Here is a 15,850-nt window from a genome sequence, read left to right on the forward strand (position 1 = left end):
ACAGGCTCGCCCGGCCGCCGGATCACGCCACGCGTGGTCCGGCGGCCGCGTGTTCAGGCTCGTGCACCAGGTGCCGCAGCAGCGCCCGGTCGCGGGCGGCGTCGGCGGCGCTGAAGCCCGTCCAGACCCGCCCGTCCAGGTCCCAGTCGCGAGCGGTGGGGGTGAACCCCGCGCGGGCCAGCACCCCACCGGTCCCGATCTTCAGATAGCCGCCCTCGCGCAGCATGTCCACGGAGACGAACCGCACCCCGGTGTCCTGCTCGACCCGGCGGAACCAGCCGGGGTTGGACGCCCAGTACAGGTTCTCCTCGGTGTCGACGGCGACCGCGAGCGGGCTGAGCGCCGCGCGCGCGAGGTGCACCTCGCCGGGCCGGCCGCGGTCCACCCAGGCGAGCGCGGCCCGCCCGACCAGCGACCGCAGCACCGCCGTGACGTCGCGCGTGCCCCCGCAGCGCGCGAGCAGCTGGAACACCGTCTCGCTGTCGGTGCTCCCGGCGGGCGGGGGCAGCTCGTACCGCTCGCGCAGCAGGCCGGCCTCCACGTCGCCGTTGTGGGTGGCGATGATCCCGGCGCCGGTGCCCGGCACGACGAGCGGGCTGGCGTTGACGAGCTCGGCGGGCGAGCCCTGCGTGGCCCAGCGGGTGTGCCCGAGCGCGACGGGCGCGGCGTCCAGCAGCGGCAGCAGGTCGGGCCGCCAGACGCCGGTGAACCGGCCGCGGCCCTTGACGATCCGGCAGCCGTCGTGGCTGATGTCGGAGTGCCGCTCACCGGTCGTCCCGGCGGCGGGCCGCTCCCGCCCGGGCGCGACCGCGTGGCCGGTGAGCAGCGCGATCCCGGCCGAGTCGTCGCCGCGCTCCTCGGCCAGGACGCCGAGCGCGACGAGCACGCCGGAGGCCCGCCCCGGGTGGCCGGCGAGGGGCGACCGCAGCAGCCCGAACAATCCGCACATGCTCGATGAGATGCGGTCCGCCCCGCGCCGGTTCGCGCCCGTGTGCAAAGAACGGTGCGCGAAGGACGGGTCAGCGCCGCGCGGTCACGGCGAAGCGGGCGAGGTTCACCGAGATCGGCTCGGGCCGGCCGCCGTTCTGGACGGCGGCGGCGGTGAGGACGTCCAGGTGCTGGTAGCCGGGGGCGATCACGTCGCCCGGCCGGGGCTCGCCCAGCCCGAGGCCGTCGCCGGCCTCCAGGTCGATCGTGGGGTTGGCGGCGATGCCGCCGGTGTGGACCGCGCCGTCCGCGACGCCGGGCGAGGCGGCGAGCGCGATGTCGGTGACCAGCCTCGTCGGGAAGTAGTCCTCGGTGAAGTCCAGCGGGTGCTCGGAGAGGCTGCGCGCGAGCTCGCCGATGTCGGTCACCTCCCTGGCGGGGACGGTGAACGGGGTGCCGTCCTTGGACCTGTAGGGCAGCCCGGCGACGTCGTCGTAGTTGCGCCACCCGTACCGGGGGCCGTTCGGCTCGTCCGGGATGGCCTTGCTCTCCTTGCCGAGCAGGTCGCGCAGCACCGGCATCCCGGCCCGGGTCAGGTCGTTCGGGAGCGGGAAGTCCTTGTCGGCGATGCGGCCGCCGTCGAAGAACCCGACGCTGGCCTGCAGGAACGCGAGCGGCTGGGAGTTGTCGTCCAGCAGCCCGCCGAGCGCGGCGGCGTTGGTGAACCGGAAGTCCTGCACCTTCGGCGCGCCCTTGACGAACGTCGCGAGGTCCTTGGAGAACAGCAGCCGGTAGGTGGTGTCGGTGTTGAAGCCCGCCGGGATGTAGGTGGCCAGGTCGGAGGGGCCGGCCGGCGCGACGCGGGCGGCCAGGCCCGCGATCGCCAGCAGGTTCATGGTCTCGCTGTTGATCAGGGCGGGGCCCGACAGCGTGCGCGGGACGACCCCGGCCTCCAGCCCGGCCCGCACCGCGTCCGCACCGGCCTTGACCAGCGGGACGAGGCCCGCGGGCACCTGCCCGTCCGCGCCCGCCCGGATGCGGGTGTCGAGGGCGAAGTAGCCGGCGCACTGGTTGTAGCCGGCGTCGGCGGTGGTGGCGCGGTCGCCGTCGAAGTCCCATTCGGCGAAGAAGCCGGTGATGATGCCGCCGAGCGAGTGCCCGCCGCACATCATCTTGTGCTTGCGCGCCGTCTGGTCGGGGAGTTCGGCGGCCATCAGGTCGTACTGGTCGCGGACGGTCTGCCGCAGGCCGACGTTCTGCAGCCATTTCACCTGGTCGTTGCCCAGATAGCCGGCGAACGCGCGCCCGTCCACCCGCTTGTGCCGGTAGTAGTAGTCGACGGCGACATGGGGGTCGCGGGCGGCGAGACCGGCCTGGACGCCGGTGTTGTCCTCCAGGCAGTTGGAGCGCCGGTCCAGCGCCCAGAACTCGATGTGCTTCCCGCTCCTGGCGGCCTGCGCGACCGTGTTGCGGGCGACGCTGTCGAAGGCCCCGGCGCCTTCCAGCACGCCGGGCTGGGCGACGAGGATCCGGTCGGCCCGTGCCGACGCGGCGGGCCCGTCCTTGTGCCGGAAGCGCAGGTAGGACAGCCAGTCGCAGGCCTTGGGGTGCGGCCCGGCCGACGGCGGCAGCGGGATCCGCACCCGGACGGCCGACTCGACGACCTCGGTGACGGGCGATCCGGAGGCGACCGGCGTCTCGGTGCGCTCGGCGGCGTACGCGGGCGCCGCTCCCGTCGCGGCGGCCAGCACGGCGGCGGCCCCGCCGAGGGCGAGCCGGCGGCTTGTCTCCAGCATGGGACTCCTTACGGGGGGCGGGCCCGAGCGCGGCATGCCGTCCGCGCTCCGGCCTTCTCAGGAGGGAGTCGCATCGTCGCCGCCGCCCGCGGCGCGCGCTACCGGCGGCGCGACGGAAAAGCGCGGCGATCTTGGCAACCGGCCGCACGCCCCGGCCCGGCACGCCCGATGAGATCCGCGCCACAGCGAGATCCACACCACAGCCCTCGGGTCCGAGCGCCGCGCCCGGGCGAATAAGCTCACAGCGTGAACCGCCCGCCCCAATGGCTGCTGCCCGCCGTGCTCGCCGCGCTCGTCCTGGCCGTGGTGATCGGCGCGCTGCTGCGTTGAGCGCGGCCGGGGTGAACGGCACGCCCATCGGGCAGGATCGGGGGATGTTCCCGCGTTCGCCCGCCGTCGCCGTCCTCGCCGCCTTCGCGCTGCTCGTCCCGGTGCCCGCGGCGGCCGCCTCGGCCACACGCGACGGCGACCGGGTGCTGTTCACCGTCTCCGACCCGCGGATCGACGAGTCCAGCGGGCTCGCGCTCAGCCGCCGCCACCCGGGCGTGGTCTACACCCACAACGACTCCGGCGGCCGCCCGGAGGTCTTCGCGCTCGGCCCGGACGGCCGGACCAGGGCCGTGCTGACGCTCGGCGGCGCCACCGCCCGCGACTGGGAGGCGATGGCCGTCGGGCGCGACGAGCAGGGTCGCCCGGCGATCTACGTGGCCGACATCGGCGACAACCTCGGCGGCGCCTGGCCGTACGTGACCGTCTACCGGATCCCCGAGCCCGCCGAGCTGCGCTCGCGGACGATCCGCGCGACCAGGTTCCGGTTCAAGTACGCCGACGGCCCGCGCAACGCCGAGACCATGATGATCGACCCGCGCACCAACCGGCTCTACATCGCCTCCAAGCTGTTCGACGGCGCCCTGTACGAGGCGCCCGCCACCCTGCGCACGAGCGGCTTCAACAAGCTGCGCAAGATCGGCGAGGCGCCGGTGATCGCCACCGACGGCGCGTTCGCGCCCGACGGCCGCAGCTACGTCATCCGCACCTACTTCGGCGCCCGCGTCTACGCGTTCGGCGCCGACGGCAAGCCCGGCGACTCGCTCGGCTCGGTCGCGCTGCCCGCGCAGAAGCAGGGCGAGTCGGTCACCTACACCGCCGACGGGCAGTCGCTGCTGGTCGGCTCCGAAGGCGTGGACCAGCCCGTCTACCAGGTGCCGCTGCCCGCGCGGGCGCGCCCGACGCCGCCCACCGCGCCGCGGACCGCGGGCGACAAGGGCGGCGGCAAAGAGCACCGGGACGCCTCCGGCGCCCGGGTCGGCCTGTTCCTGGCGCTGACGATCGCCGCGGTCATCGGATACGGCGTGGTACGAAGGCGTTCGTGACGGATGTGACAGGAGAACGATGAGCGTCTCACCCGAGCGCCGCAGGACGCCGCGGGACGCCGCCGGTTCGCGCAAGCGGGCGACGGGCCCGGCGGAAGCCGTGTGAGGATGCGGACTGTGGAGCACGAGCTGACCGGCCTGCAGCTGACCGGCCTGCACGGCCGAGCGGGGCGGTGGCGCCCCGCCGCCGCGGGCCCGTTCACCCTGCTCGCCGTCGCGCTGGCGCTGCTGCCGCTCCGCCCGGCATGGCTGTGGGCGGCGCTGGTCACCGCGGCCGCGGCGTTCCCGTGGGCGCTCGGCGCGCTGCCGGCGGCGCGGCGGCGGACCCGCCCGTACTGGCGGCTGTCGGAGGACGGCCTCGCCCACATCGGGCCGGGCGGCCTGGACATCGTCCGCTACGAGCGGTCCCGGATCGACGCGCTGGCGATCACCACCGGGGACGGCGCGCTGACCGTGCTGCACCGGTTCGGCCGCACCCCCGCGGGCCCGCTCGCCGCGCTCGGCATGGAGCCGCTCGCGCTGTTCGTGACGGCCCGCCGGCTCGGCATCACGGTGCACGTGCTGGACGGCGACGCCGCCGACCTGCTCGACCCGGCGCTGGACGAGGAGCCGCCCGTCCCCGGCATCGGCGTCGGCCCGCTGCCGCGCGACCACACCGCCGAGAAGCGGCTGCTGGACCAGGAGGCCGAGCTGCTGGCCGCCGCGCACGAGCCGGCCCGCGAGGACGTCCGCCTGGACGGCGACCCGCTCGTGCTCGCCTCCCCCGCGCCGGTACCGAGCCGCCGCCGGATCACGCTGGCCGGCGCGCTGGCCGGGCTGCTCGGCACGGCGATGGTGGCGCGCATCGCGCTGGACGGCGCGCCGGACTTCGGGGCCCGGCTCGCCGCGGCCTGCTGGGCGTTCGCCGCGATCACCGGGGTGCTCGCCGCGCGCCGCCGGCTGCTGCCGGCCGTGCGGACCGAATGGACGATCGCCTCCGGGGAGCTGCGGGTGCGGACGCGCCCCGGCCCGCGCGAGGGGACCGTGCTGCCCGCCGCCGGGATCGCCGCGCTCGTCGTCGGCCCGGGCCTGCGCCCCGACCCGGCCACCGGCGGCCCGCGCCCCGCCGACCTGGCGGTGCTGGCGTTCGACCACCGGCTGCGGCTGGTCGCCCGGCTGCCCGCGCACGGCCTGGACGCCTTCCAGCTCGCGCACGCGCTGGACGACCACGGCCACCGCGTCGTCACCCCCGGCGCCCGGCCGCCGCGCACCCCCGAGTACGGCCTGGAGGGCCTGCCGGAGATCTTCGGGCAGGTGCCGGGCGGCCGGCTCGTCGTCGCCGACGGCGGCCTCGGCTGGGCCGACGCGGCCGGCGACGTGGTGCTGCGGATGCCGCAGGACCGCATCGGCGGGATCGAGCTGCTCACCATCGCCGGGCACGCCTGGGTGCGGCTGTACGACTCCGACGGCGACGAGTTCTTCGCCGCGCCGCTGTCGGCGCTGCGCATCGCCCGCACCGACCTGCGCGAGACGGCCCGCCGCGCGGGCCTGCCGGTCAACGACGCCGAGTACGACGCCTACCTGTCGGCGGCGTTCCACTCGGCGGTGTCGACGCTGTCGGTGCCCGCGCCCGAGGCGCCGCCCGCGCCGGTGTCGGCGCCGGGGACGGTGCTGGACGCCACCCGCCTCTCCCGGTTCGCCACCTACCTGACCAGCGTGTTCCTCTGCCAGGCCGCCGCGCTGCTCGGCGCGGTGTGGCTCGGCCCGCAGCTCGGCGGCTTCTCCCGCGCCGCCTCCTGGACGGTGCCGGTCGCGCTGCTGGCCGGGCTCGGCGGCTACTGGCTCTACGACCGCGACCGCGCCCAGCTGAAGGTGTCGGCCGCGGGCCTGGCCGTCGTCACCCGGCGCGGCCGGGTCGAGTGGGACCTGGCCCACGACCGGATCGGCGGCATCGGCATCGACGACTCGGCCGACCGGACGCCGCGGCTGGTGGTGTGGGCGCCCTCGGGGCGGGTCGCGCGGCGGGTGCCGTTCCCGCCGGACCTGGAGGAGCTGCGCCGCGCCTGCGAGCGCCACGGGCTCCCCTGGGGCCCGCCGGACGCCGACCGCCCCGCGCCCCCGCCGCCCGAGCTCTAACCCGTCCTCAGTGCCCCGTGCTCAGTGCAAGGTCCAGCTCTTCAGCGACTCGTACTCGAGCTGGGGGTGGTCCTTGCCGGGCAGGTGGCTGCACATCAGGTGGACCGTCGTGGTCGTCCACGGGCCGCCCGCGTAGGAGGCCATCGGCTCCATGAGCGGCCGGACGTCGAGCGGGCGGCGGCTGCGCGCGATCGTCAGGTGCGGGCGGAACCCGCGGTGCTTGTCCGGCGGCGTCCCGGCGCGGCGCCCCGCCGCCGCCGTGGACGCGGCCAGCCGGGCCAGCTCGCGGCGGTCGCCGTACAGGCCCGTCCACAGCACCCGGGCGTGCGTGCCGACGCCGGGGAACGCGCCGACGCCCGCCAGCGACAGCGTGAGCCGCGGATGGCGGGCGACGGCACGTTCCAAACGGGGCAGCAGGCGTTCCAGCGTCGCGCCGTCGACCTCGCCGAGGAAGGCGAGCGTCACGTGCAGCAGGTCGCGGCGCACCCAGCGCAGATCGGGCCAGTCGGCCTGGTAGGGGGCGACGAACTCGTCGAGCCCGTCGAGGACGTCCGGTGGCGGGACGATCGCCACGAACAGCCTCATCGGAACGTCCGGTGTGACACCTGACCAGCTTTTCAGCCGAAACCGGCCCTTGTCACGCACTTCGCTCGGCCGGCCTGGTCCGCGCCGCGATCGCGGCGATCACCGCCGCGACCGCGACGGCGACCACGCCGCCGACCACGATGCTGAGCCGCGGCCCGAACCGCTCGGCCATCCAGCCGACCATCGGCGCGCCGAGCGGGTTGGTGCCGAGGAACACGAACATGTACAGGCCCATCACCCGGCCGCGCATCTCCGGTGCGACGCCGAGCTGCATCGTGGCGTTGGCGGCCGTGGTGAAGGTCATCAGCGCGATCCCGGTGGGCACCAGCAGCACCAGGAACGCCCAGTACGCCGGCATCAGCCCGGTGGCGATCTCCAGCAGCCCGAACAGCAGCGCCGCGCCGAGCATCAGCCGCAGCCGGGGCCGCGCGACCCGCCGCGCCGCGAGCAGCGCGCCGGTGAACGCGCCGACCGCCAGCATGCTGGAGGCGAGCCCGAACGAGGACGCGCCGGTGTGGAAGACCTGCCGCGCCACCAGCGCGGTCGTCATCTGGAAGTTCATCCCGAACGTGGCGACGAAGCCGACGAGCACCAGGACCAGGACCAGGTCCCGGCGTCCCCGGACGTAGCGCAGCCCCTCGCGCAGCTGCCCCTTGGCGCGCTTGACCGGCTCGCTCTCGTTCAGCTCGCCGGCGCGCATCGCCTGCAGCCCGATCAGCACCGCGCCGAACGAGGCGGCGTTCACCAGGAACACCGGCCCGGTCCCGATCAGCGCGATCAGCACCCCGGCGACGGCGGGCCCGAGCAGCCGGGCGCCGTTGAACGTGGCGCTGTTCAGCGCGATCGCGTTGGGCAGGTCGCGGCGGCCGACCATCTCGACCACGAACGACTGCCGGGTCGGGTTGTCCACCACGGTGGCCAGGCCGAGCCCGAACGCCAGCACGTACACGTGCCAGACCTGCGCGGTGCCGGTGACGGCCAGCACGCCGAGGATGAGGGCGAGCACGCCCATCGACACCTGGGTGATCATCAGCACCCGGCGCTTGGGGTAGCGGTCGGCGATCACCCCGCCCCACAGCCCGAACAGCAGCAGCGGCAGGAACTGCAGCCCGGTGGTGAGGCCGAGGGCCGTCCCGCTGCCGTGCGCGAGCTCCAGCACGAGCCAGTCCTGCGCGACCCGCTGCATCCAGGTGCCGGTGTTGGAGACGACCTGCCCGGCGGCGTAGAGGCGGTAGTTCCGGTTGCGCAGCGACCGGAACATCCCGCCCCCGCTCAGGCCTTGCTGATCTTGTCCAGGATCGGTGCCGCCCGCCGCAGGATCTCCCGCTCCTGCGGCGTCAGCTCGCGCAGCCGCTGCGCCAGCCACGCCTCCTTGCGGCGGCGCTCCCCGGCCAGCAGCGCCGACCCCGCCGCCGTCGCCGCCAGCCGCACCTGCCGGCCGTCGGTCGGATGCGGGCTGCGCGCCACCAGCCCGCGCTCCTCCAGATGGGCGAGCACCCGGGTCATCGAGGGCGGCTGCACCTTCTCGTGGTCGGCCAGTTCCCTCGGGGTCATCGAGCCGTGCCGCTCGATCGCGGCGAGCGCGGCGAACTGGGTGAGGGAGAGCGGGGCGGGCTCGTCTCCGGGGCCGGACGGCCTCAGCGTGCGCAGCCGGCGCGACAGCCGCGCGATCGCGATGCGCAGCTCCTCGGCCACGGCCGGGGGCGCCGCGTGGCCGGGAGTCGGTGGCGTGGTCATGTTCGTTCGCAGAAGTCATTGCTTTTGCTAACGATATCCGGGCGGTCCCTATTCCACCAGATCGTCAGCGGCGCGACTTCACCCTTCCCCTCGTAGTTCAGGCCCCCATCGTCCCACGCACCCTCCGGCCGCCCCTCAGGGACACTGGAACGGCCGCCCGCGAGGCGGCGACCTACCCCGCCCTCGTCACCCCGCTTCGGCGCGCGCCGCCTCCGCCAGGGCTTCCGCGTCCACCCCCATGGCCCGCAGCGCGCGCGCAGCGGTGCCGTGCCGCTGCGCGGCGACGGCCGCCACGATGTCCGCACCGGCCAGCTTCCCCTTGCGGGCCTTGGCCTGCTTGGTCGCCGCCTGGAACGCCTCCTGCGCCGGCGCGGACGTGCGCATCACGCCCCGCTTGGGCGAGCGGTTCCGGGCGACCGCGGCGTCCAGCGCCGGCTCGTCCGCGACCCGCACCCCGACCGACGCCAGCGCGTCGGCGTGCACCCGGGCGATCGCGGGACGCAGCCCCGCCGGGTCGGCCCCCACCCGCTCGAACGCCCGCCGCGCGGACCCGTCGGGCAGCGCCAGCGCCGCGAGCAGCAGGTGCTCGGCCCCCGGCAGCGCCTCCCCGGCCGCCAGCGCCAGCTCCTCCGCCCCGTTCAGCAGCGTGTTCATCGTCTGCACGTCCTGCAGCGCGCGCGAGAGTCTCATCGGTCCTCCGTGTCCTCGGCCAGCGCACGGGCGTGCCGCTGGTGTGCCGCCTGCCGGGTGATGCCGAGCGCCTGGGCGACCTCGGCCCAGCTCCACCCCTGGCCGACGGCCCGCGCGACGGCCGCGCGCTCCAGCCGGTCGGCCAGCCTGCGCAGCGCCACCACGGCGGCCAGCGCCGTGGCCGGGTCCTGCGGGGACGGCACCTCGGTCAGCTCATCCATGCGTCAATTGTGCTTGACACTCCGCGCAGCGTCAATGCATATCCACAGGAAGCGCCCCCTGGTCAAGGAAAATGAACACCCACTGAACCCACGGGGCCGGGAGTGGGTCCAGACCCACCCTCCCGTACGGGCAGCTCCATACCGGGCCGGTCCGGAGATCAATAACGTCATGGACACAACGACGAGCAAGGAGAAGGACCATGACGACGGCGAACCTCGACGACACCCGCGACGCGTTCGGCACCGTGCACAAGTACATCGCGCTCTTCGGCGCCATCGGCGCCATCGTCCTCGGCATCGTCGCGGTGATGGCGCTCACCGGCCACGAGGCCAGTCCGTTCATGTGGATCCGGGGCACGATCCTGTTCCTGGCGGCCTTCCCGCTCCACCGGTTCGCCGTCCGCGCCGCCCAGGGGTCGGCCAAGGCCCTCGACCGGCTGCGCACCCTCTCCGTCGTCCTGCCGATCGCGATCATCGGCGTGGACCTGATCCCCGGCCTCTGCCCGGCCTGGTACGCCGTGGTCCAGGGCCTGTCCGCCCTCGCCCTGGCCGGCGTCGCCGTCCTCGTCCGCCGCGCCCCGCTGCTCTGAGCGGATCCGCCGAGGGCGGATCGGGCTGTGACCGGTGCGCGCGACCGCCCAGAGTGAAGGCATGAGCGAAGAACACAGGCCACCCATGTTCAACGAACGGATGCGGGACGAGCTCTACCGGCAGCGCGTCCTCGTGCTGGACGGCGTGCTCGACGACGACAACGGCACCCTGCTCGCGACGCAGCTGCTCACCCTGGCGGGAGAGGACGCCGCGGCCGACATCGCGCTGTGGATCCACTCCCCCGGCGGATCGGTGCCGTCGATGCTGGCCATCCGCGACGTCATGCGGCTCATCCCGTGCGACGTGGCCACGGTGGTGCTCGGCATCGCCTACAGCGCCGGCCAGTTCCTGCTGTCGTCGGGCACCCCCGGCAAGCGCCGCGCGCTGCCGCACGCCCGCGTGCTGATGCACCAGGGCTCCGCCGGCATCGGCGGCGCCGCCGTCGACATCGAGCTGCAGGCCAACGACCTGCGCCACACCCGCGACACCGTGCTCGGGCTCATCGCCGAGGACACCGGCCAGCCCATCGAGCGGATCTTCGAGGACTCGCTGCACGACCGCTGGTACACCGCACGCGAGGCCCTGGAGTACGGGTTCGTCGACGCGATCGTCAGCGCCTACGACGAGGTCGTGCCGCCCCGCCGGCAGCGCCCCGTGGGACTCGCGGGGGCCGGCCGATGAGCACCTACACGATCCCGAACGTCATCGCCCAGCACTCCCGCGGCGAGCGGATCATGGACGTCTACTCGCACCTGCTGACCGAGCGGATCATCTACCTCGGCACCGCCATCGACGCGGGCGTCGCCAACGCCCTCGTCGCGCAGCTGCTCCACCTGGAGGCCGACAGCCCCGACCGCGACATCCAGCTGTACATCAACTGCGAAGGCGGAGACCCGAGCGCGATGCTCGCCGTGTACGACACGCTGCGCTACATCCGCCCGCAGGTCGCGACGACGTGCGTGGGCCAGGCCGTCGCGGTCGGCGCGGTGCTCCTGGCCGCGGGCGCCCCCGGCAAGCGCTCCGCGCTGCCCCACACCCGCATCGTCCTGCACCAGCCGATCGGGCAGGGCCGCGGGGCGATCCCGGACCTCATCCTCCAGGCGGACGAGGTCGTCCGCGTCCGCGCCGACATCGAACGCATCCTGTCCCGGCACACCGGGCAGGACACCGCGACGCTGCGCGCCGACACCGACCGCGACCGGGTCTTCACCGCACGGGCGGCGCAGGACTACGGCCTCGTCGACCACGTCCTCGAGGAGCGGTAGCGCCTACGCGGCCAGCGCGTAGGCGGTCGGCCCCGCGGACCTGGCGGACACGGCCAGGTCCGCCGCGACCGCGAGCGTCAGATCGGCCAGGGTCAGGTCCAGGGCGCCCGCCACCGCCGCGATCATCTCGCTCGACGGCTCCTTCACCCCGCGCTCCATCTCCGACAGGTACTGCGGGGAGACGCCGGCCCGCCGGGCGGTCTCCGCCAGGATCTCGCCGCGCTCCTGACGCAGCCGGCGCAGGCACCGGCCGACCGCGTCGCGCCACAACGGCTCCGCCGTCCGGCGCGGCGCGGTCGGTCCGTCGGCAGGCCTGATGGGGCGAACGATCTCAGCCATGCGCACACGGTAACCCCCCGCCGCGCACGCACACCACACCTTCCGCCCACCGCAGAACCACGCCGCGCCAAAGCACGGCGGGGACGTCGCCGGTGAACACCGCGAGGCCTCTGCCGGAGGCGCGCAGCGTGCGCAGCAGCCCGGGAACGGCCGGGCCGACCCGACCGCGGCGGCGACACGGTCCTGGAAGCACTCCAGATCACCGGAAGTGACGCTCCGGCCCAGGGAGTGGGGCAGGACGACAGGCGTAGAGCCGAGCTGCCAGACCGCGATCAGCTCGCCGGTGGACAGGGCGGAACCGCGGAGGCCGCAGACAGGGTGCCGTCCAGATCGAACACCACTGCCTGGACGGACATGACGGGCCCTCGGCCTCCAGGAGGTGGCCGAGGACCGCGGTGTGGTCCAGCCCACCGAATCCGGCGGCATCGGCGCCGGCCAGACCTGCGATCGGTTCACCGGCACCACCGGCCCGGGGTTCGGATCCGGACGCACCCAGCACCCCAGGGCATGCCGCTCCAAGCGAGCTCGGCGTTTCCGCGACCTGAAGAGCCAAAGCCTCAGACCGTAACCCCGGAACCTGGTCGGCCAGATCAAGGCAGTGGGAACACATGACGGCGAGAGGAACCCCGTCATCCAGCCTCTCGCCGAGAATGAGATCGATGGCATGAGAGATGTCCATGCTCGGCGTCATCGATGCTGCCCAGCACTGGCGCGTCCATCACGGCGACCTGCGCCGGCAGATCCGTCCGGAGCCCGGTCACGGCGGCCGGACCGGCCGTGGGGAAGCCGATCACGGTGCTTCCCGGTACGACCCACACATGATCACTTCGGGACCGGCCCGGCGGCCCTTCCCGGGTCCGGGGGTGTGCGATCGGCGGGCACCGGCACACCAGGTGGCGATGCGCCGGAAAGCCCCCCCGGCGGCCCGAAGGACGGCTGGAACGAGCGAGGCAGGGGCCGATAGTTGGTCACGCCAGGGTTATGCGGGGTGCGGTTGGCTGAGCGATGACAGAAGATCGTCTCTTGGTTCACGGGAGTGACCATGTTCAAGACGTCCACCCTCATGAAGGCCGCGCTGATGGCCGGCGGCCTCTTCTCCCCGGTGGTGCTCACCAGCGGTGTGGCTCAGGCGGCCGCGCCCGCGCAGGCCGCCGCCACCTGCTACGCCCGGGCCCTGTACGGCAACACCCCGATCTACCAGAGCACCAGCACCTCGAGCACGAAGGTCGGCAACATGGTCCAGGGGCAGCTGACCTCGTCCAGTTGCAGCCAGACCGTCGGCGGCTTCTACACGGCCTGCGGCTCCTACTCCAACTACTGGGTGCGCCTCACCTACGTCGGCTGGGTCAAGGCGGCATGCGTGTCGATCGAGCTGTAGTACTCCGCACATGACCGGACCGCCTGGTCGACGAACCGCCGCGGCCAGGCGGGAAGCGGGCTCTGCCCGGTCCCCGGCCTCGCACATGGACACGGCGGGATCGGCCAGGAGGCGCACGTAAGGCTCGGCATCCGGATCGGCCGGCTGCTGCTCGGGCACGGTGCCTGAAAAGGGAGCTGTGATGGTGGTGTGCCCGGCCGTTTTGGAGGCTCCCGAGGGCGAGCAGAACGTGGCGGCAGGCGATCTGGCCGTGGCCGCCAGGGCGTTTCAGGCGCATCCTGTGAAGTGCGCAGAGTGGGCGCGCGGGTTCTGGCCGCGAGGAGGAACGCATGGAGAGCGCGTCGAGCAGGACGGCGATGTTCGCGGCCGTGTCGCGTGGATTGTTTCGCCTGGAGACGGCGTCGCCGTGGGTACTGGACGATGTGCTGGCCCTGGTGCTCGTCGGCCCGGTATGGCGGGAGCTGCGCGACCGGTTCGATCCGCTGTTCCCCGGCCCGGTCCGTCGCGAGTCCCGCACGGCTGTCTGCACCCGCGGCCGGTACGCCGAGGACCGGCTGGCCGCCGGCGCCTTCACGCAGTACGTGATCCTTGGCGCGGGGCTCGACTCGTTCGCGTGGCGGCGGCCGGATCTGCTCGGCCCGCTGACGGTGTTCGAAGTCGATCACCCTGCTTCCCAGGCCTGGAAGCTCGAGCGGGTCAGGGAGCTCGGCCTGCCGCTCAGCGACTCGCAGGTGTTCGTGCCGGTCGATTTCGAGGCCGAACCGCTTCGGGATGTTCTGGGCGCGGCCGGGTTCGACTGGGCGCGGCCGGCGATGTTCTGCTGGACGGGTGTCGCTCCCTATCTGACGGCGCAGGCGATCGAGTCGATGCTGCGCACGATCGCGGCGGCCGCTCCCGGCTCTGAGGTGGTGTTCTCCTACCGGGCCGAAGACCGTGTGCTGGACGACGTGGGGGCGGAATTCGCCCGGATCTACGCGCCGATCGCGGCTTCTGTCGGCGAGCCTCTTCAGCCCGGCTGGCCGGTGATCGAGATCGAGAGGCTGATCAGCCGGTGCGGGCTCAAGGTCGTGGACCATCCCGCACGTGCAGACCTCCAGCAGCGGTACTTCGCCGGCCGTACCGATGGGCTGCGGCCCTATACCTTCGAGACCCTGGTGACCGCGCGGGTCACCTGAGCGAACGCAGCCACCTCCGGCGGCCTCACCCCCTTCGAGGGCCGGGCGGTGAAGGTACGGCAGAGGAGTACAGCAACCTCCAGGGCCTCGGCGTGGTCGCGTCATGGCCGTTTCATTCATGCTGGGCGCAGTCCGAGGATTCGGGAGGCGTCCCGGGCATGGTGGTGGCGGGCGACGGCGATGCTTGGTGTGCCCGGCCGTCTGCCGGTGGCGGCGAACTGGGCGGGGGTTGCCTGGTGGGTGTCCAGGCCTGTGATGGCGTAGACGGTGAGGATCCGCCACTTCTCGTCGTCCAGCGGCCGGCGCTGGCGGGTCAGGCAGATGGCCTGGGCGGCGTGCGGAAAGCCGAGCCCGGCGGCGACGGCCGCGGCCTTGAGGGTGCGGTGCTCCTGGCGGCCATGGCCCGGTTGTGCTGGCGGGCGGCGACCGGGCTGCGCCGCCAGGGCAGGTACTTGACCTGGGCGTACGGGCCCGGCTGGTTCTTCTTGACCACCAGGACGTCATGGGTCCCCTTGCCGGTGGCAGGGAACTCGGCGTACTCGCGCTGGGTGGGCAGCGCGGCGGCGGTGATAACGCGCCGGGCCAGGTCCAGCGGCTCCAGCAGCGGCGCGAACCGGGTGGTCTCGGTGGCCTTGCCCTCCACTCCGGCCTGGCCGAGCGCAACACCACAGCGCTGATCGAGGGCGGCCAGCAGGTGTACCGGCCGACCCGCCGCTGGCATGACGGGTGCCCCGCACCGCCTTGCCGTCCACCGCGACTGCCCGTCAGGGGGGCGCCGCGCGTGTTCTGCTGCCTGGCCGGCGGCCCGCAGCCGCGTATCCAGCCAGGCCCCGACGGCAGCATTCAGCGCACCGGCGTCTGCTGCTTCCAGAACGCGCCGAATGGTGGCCTCGCCGGGCGGCGCGAACTGCCGGGTCAGCGGACCACGGCGGACGCCCAGAGCGGCCAGAACCTATGGCGACGCGTCCGCGCCCCATTCGCCGTCCGCGGTGAACGATGTCGCTCCGGCCGGCACCGCCACCACAGCCGCCATTGACAACGACGCCAGGCTATGGCGGACGCCGCGCCGATCCCGCGGGTCCGGCACCTGTTCCAGGTGCTCCGCCAGGCCTGGGAAATGCGAAAGGGCCCCGCCAAATGGCGGGGCCCTTTCCAATATGAGTCCGGCGGTGTCCTACTCTCCCACACGGTCCCCCGTGCAGTACCATCGGCGCTGAAGGGCTTAACTTCCGGGTTCGGGATGGGACCGGGTGTTTCCCCTTCGCCAAAACCACCGAACGATCAACACCACACCCTTATCCAGGGCGGGCAAGTCTCGTCCGAACGCTAAGGCTCGGTATCTAATTATAGCGGGTTCCCGGTTGTTTCCTGGGAACCGCACAGGGACGCGAACAAATACGCAGCTCGATCATCTTGCTAGGTTGTGTTCAAGCCGCTCGGCCTATTAGTACCGGTCGACTCCACACGTTACCGCGCTTCCATCTCCGGCCTATCAACCCAGTGGTCTGCTGGGGGCCTTACCCCACCCGAAAGTGGGAGGGAGAACTCATCTTGAGGCAGGCTTCCCGCTTAGATGCTTTCAGCGGTTATCCCTACCGAACGTAGCCAACCAGCCGTGCCCCTGGCGGGACAACTGGCACACCAGAGGTTCGTCCGTC

General features: G+C 73.4%; 17 protein-coding genes and 2 rRNA genes. 7 read left to right on the forward strand and 12 right to left on the reverse strand.

What is annotated here, in order from left to right:
* Positions 1-22: 22 nt before the first annotated feature.
* Both ACRB68_RS11645 and ACRB68_RS11650 read right to left on the reverse strand, forming a co-directional pair.
* Entirely contained in the window at positions 23-949 is a 927-nt protein-coding gene (locus tag ACRB68_RS11645) for a class II glutamine amidotransferase (RefSeq protein WP_153532070.1), read from the reverse strand.
* 70 nt (positions 950-1,019) lie between these two features.
* Entirely contained in the window at positions 1,020-2,723 is a 1,704-nt protein-coding gene (locus ACRB68_RS11650; RefSeq protein WP_153532071.1) for a hypothetical protein, read from the reverse strand.
* 374 nt (positions 2,724-3,097) lie between these two features.
* On the opposite strand from ACRB68_RS11650, the gene ACRB68_RS11655 reads away from it, so the two are divergent.
* Positions 3,098-4,096 (forward strand): hypothetical protein, encoded by a 999-nt coding sequence (locus ACRB68_RS11655; RefSeq protein WP_153532072.1) that lies wholly within the window; start codon positions 3,098-3,100, stop codon positions 4,094-4,096.
* A 108-nt stretch (positions 4,097-4,204) separates the two neighbouring features.
* Positions 4,205-6,211, forward strand: a complete 2,007-nt coding sequence (locus ACRB68_RS11660) for a hypothetical protein (protein WP_153532570.1) — start codon at positions 4,205-4,207, stop codon at positions 6,209-6,211.
* 21 nt (positions 6,212-6,232) lie between these two features.
* On the opposite strand, the gene thpR is transcribed toward ACRB68_RS11660, so the two are convergent.
* From thpR to ACRB68_RS11685, 5 genes are all read right to left on the reverse strand, one after another.
* Positions 6,233-6,796, reverse strand: coding sequence for an RNA 2',3'-cyclic phosphodiesterase (thpR, locus tag ACRB68_RS11665; RefSeq protein WP_153532073.1), 564 nt, complete (start codon positions 6,794-6,796; stop codon positions 6,233-6,235).
* Between the two features lie 52 nt (positions 6,797-6,848).
* The gene (locus ACRB68_RS11670) at positions 6,849-8,057 is read right to left on the reverse strand and encodes an MFS transporter (protein ID WP_153532074.1); all 1,209 of its coding nucleotides are present in this window, start codon (positions 8,055-8,057) and stop codon (positions 6,849-6,851) included.
* A gap of 11 nt (positions 8,058-8,068) precedes the next feature.
* On the reverse strand, positions 8,069-8,533 hold the full coding sequence (locus tag ACRB68_RS11675) for a MarR family winged helix-turn-helix transcriptional regulator (RefSeq protein WP_153532075.1): 465 nt from the start codon (positions 8,531-8,533) through the stop codon (positions 8,069-8,071).
* Between the two features lie 186 nt (positions 8,534-8,719).
* Positions 8,720-9,223 (reverse strand): Clp protease N-terminal domain-containing protein, encoded by a 504-nt coding sequence (locus tag ACRB68_RS11680; protein ID WP_153532076.1) that lies wholly within the window; start codon positions 9,221-9,223, stop codon positions 8,720-8,722.
* The gene (locus ACRB68_RS11685) at positions 9,220-9,444 is read right to left on the reverse strand and encodes a helix-turn-helix domain-containing protein (RefSeq protein WP_153532077.1); all 225 of its coding nucleotides are present in this window, start codon (positions 9,442-9,444) and stop codon (positions 9,220-9,222) included. The genes ACRB68_RS11680 and ACRB68_RS11685 overlap by 4 nt, the downstream gene beginning before the upstream one ends.
* Positions 9,445-9,644: 200 nt before the next feature.
* On the opposite strand from ACRB68_RS11685, the gene ACRB68_RS11690 reads away from it, so the two are divergent.
* The 3 genes from ACRB68_RS11690 to ACRB68_RS11700 all read left to right on the forward strand — a co-directional run bounded on the left by ACRB68_RS11690 (position 9,645) and on the right by ACRB68_RS11700 (position 11,300).
* On the forward strand, positions 9,645-10,034 hold the full coding sequence (locus ACRB68_RS11690) for a hypothetical protein (RefSeq protein ID WP_153532078.1): 390 nt from the start codon (positions 9,645-9,647) through the stop codon (positions 10,032-10,034).
* Between the two features lie 61 nt (positions 10,035-10,095).
* The gene (locus tag ACRB68_RS11695) at positions 10,096-10,716 is read left to right on the forward strand and encodes a ClpP family protease (RefSeq protein ID WP_153532079.1); all 621 of its coding nucleotides are present in this window, start codon (positions 10,096-10,098) and stop codon (positions 10,714-10,716) included.
* Positions 10,713-11,300 carry a ClpP family protease gene (locus tag ACRB68_RS11700; protein WP_153532080.1) on the forward strand — a complete coding sequence of 196 codons (588 nt, stop codon included), beginning with the start codon at positions 10,713-10,715 and terminating at the stop codon, positions 11,298-11,300. Before ACRB68_RS11695 ends, ACRB68_RS11700 begins: the two co-directional genes overlap by 4 nt.
* Positions 11,301-11,303: 3 nt before the next feature.
* On the opposite strand, the gene ACRB68_RS42455 is transcribed toward ACRB68_RS11700, so the two are convergent.
* Positions 11,304-11,639, reverse strand: coding sequence for a helix-turn-helix domain-containing protein (locus ACRB68_RS42455; protein ID WP_153532081.1), 336 nt, complete (start codon positions 11,637-11,639; stop codon positions 11,304-11,306).
* Between the two features lie 1,042 nt (positions 11,640-12,681).
* Here ACRB68_RS42455 and ACRB68_RS11710 point away from each other — a divergent pair.
* Positions 12,682-13,017, forward strand: a complete 336-nt coding sequence (locus ACRB68_RS11710; RefSeq protein WP_153532082.1) for a hypothetical protein — start codon at positions 12,682-12,684, stop codon at positions 13,015-13,017.
* Between the two features lie 329 nt (positions 13,018-13,346).
* A complete protein-coding gene (locus ACRB68_RS11715) occupies positions 13,347-14,192 on the forward strand; it encodes a class I SAM-dependent methyltransferase (protein WP_153532083.1) in 846 nt (281 codons plus the stop codon).
* Between the two features lie 313 nt (positions 14,193-14,505).
* On the opposite strand, the gene ACRB68_RS40485 is transcribed toward ACRB68_RS11715, so the two are convergent.
* From ACRB68_RS40485 to ACRB68_RS11730, 4 genes are all read right to left on the reverse strand, one after another.
* Positions 14,506-14,913: a hypothetical protein gene (locus ACRB68_RS40485; protein ID WP_207709627.1), complete on the reverse strand. Its 408-nt coding sequence runs from the start codon at positions 14,911-14,913 to the stop codon at positions 14,506-14,508.
* A 231-nt stretch (positions 14,914-15,144) separates the two neighbouring features.
* Complete coding sequence (locus tag ACRB68_RS42800) at positions 15,145-15,348, reverse strand: transposase family protein (protein ID WP_407924283.1); 204 nt, start codon at positions 15,346-15,348, stop codon at positions 15,145-15,147.
* A gap of 5 nt (positions 15,349-15,353) precedes the next feature.
* Positions 15,354-15,470 (reverse strand): 5S ribosomal RNA (gene rrf / locus ACRB68_RS11725).
* Between the two features lie 145 nt (positions 15,471-15,615).
* Positions 15,616-15,850: ribosomal RNA gene (locus tag ACRB68_RS11730) — 23S ribosomal RNA — on the reverse strand; the annotation flags it as partial.

It is taken from the genome of Actinomadura macrotermitis (assembly GCF_009604375.1).
GTDB lineage: Bacteria > Actinomycetota > Actinomycetes > Streptosporangiales > Streptosporangiaceae > Spirillospora > Spirillospora macrotermitis.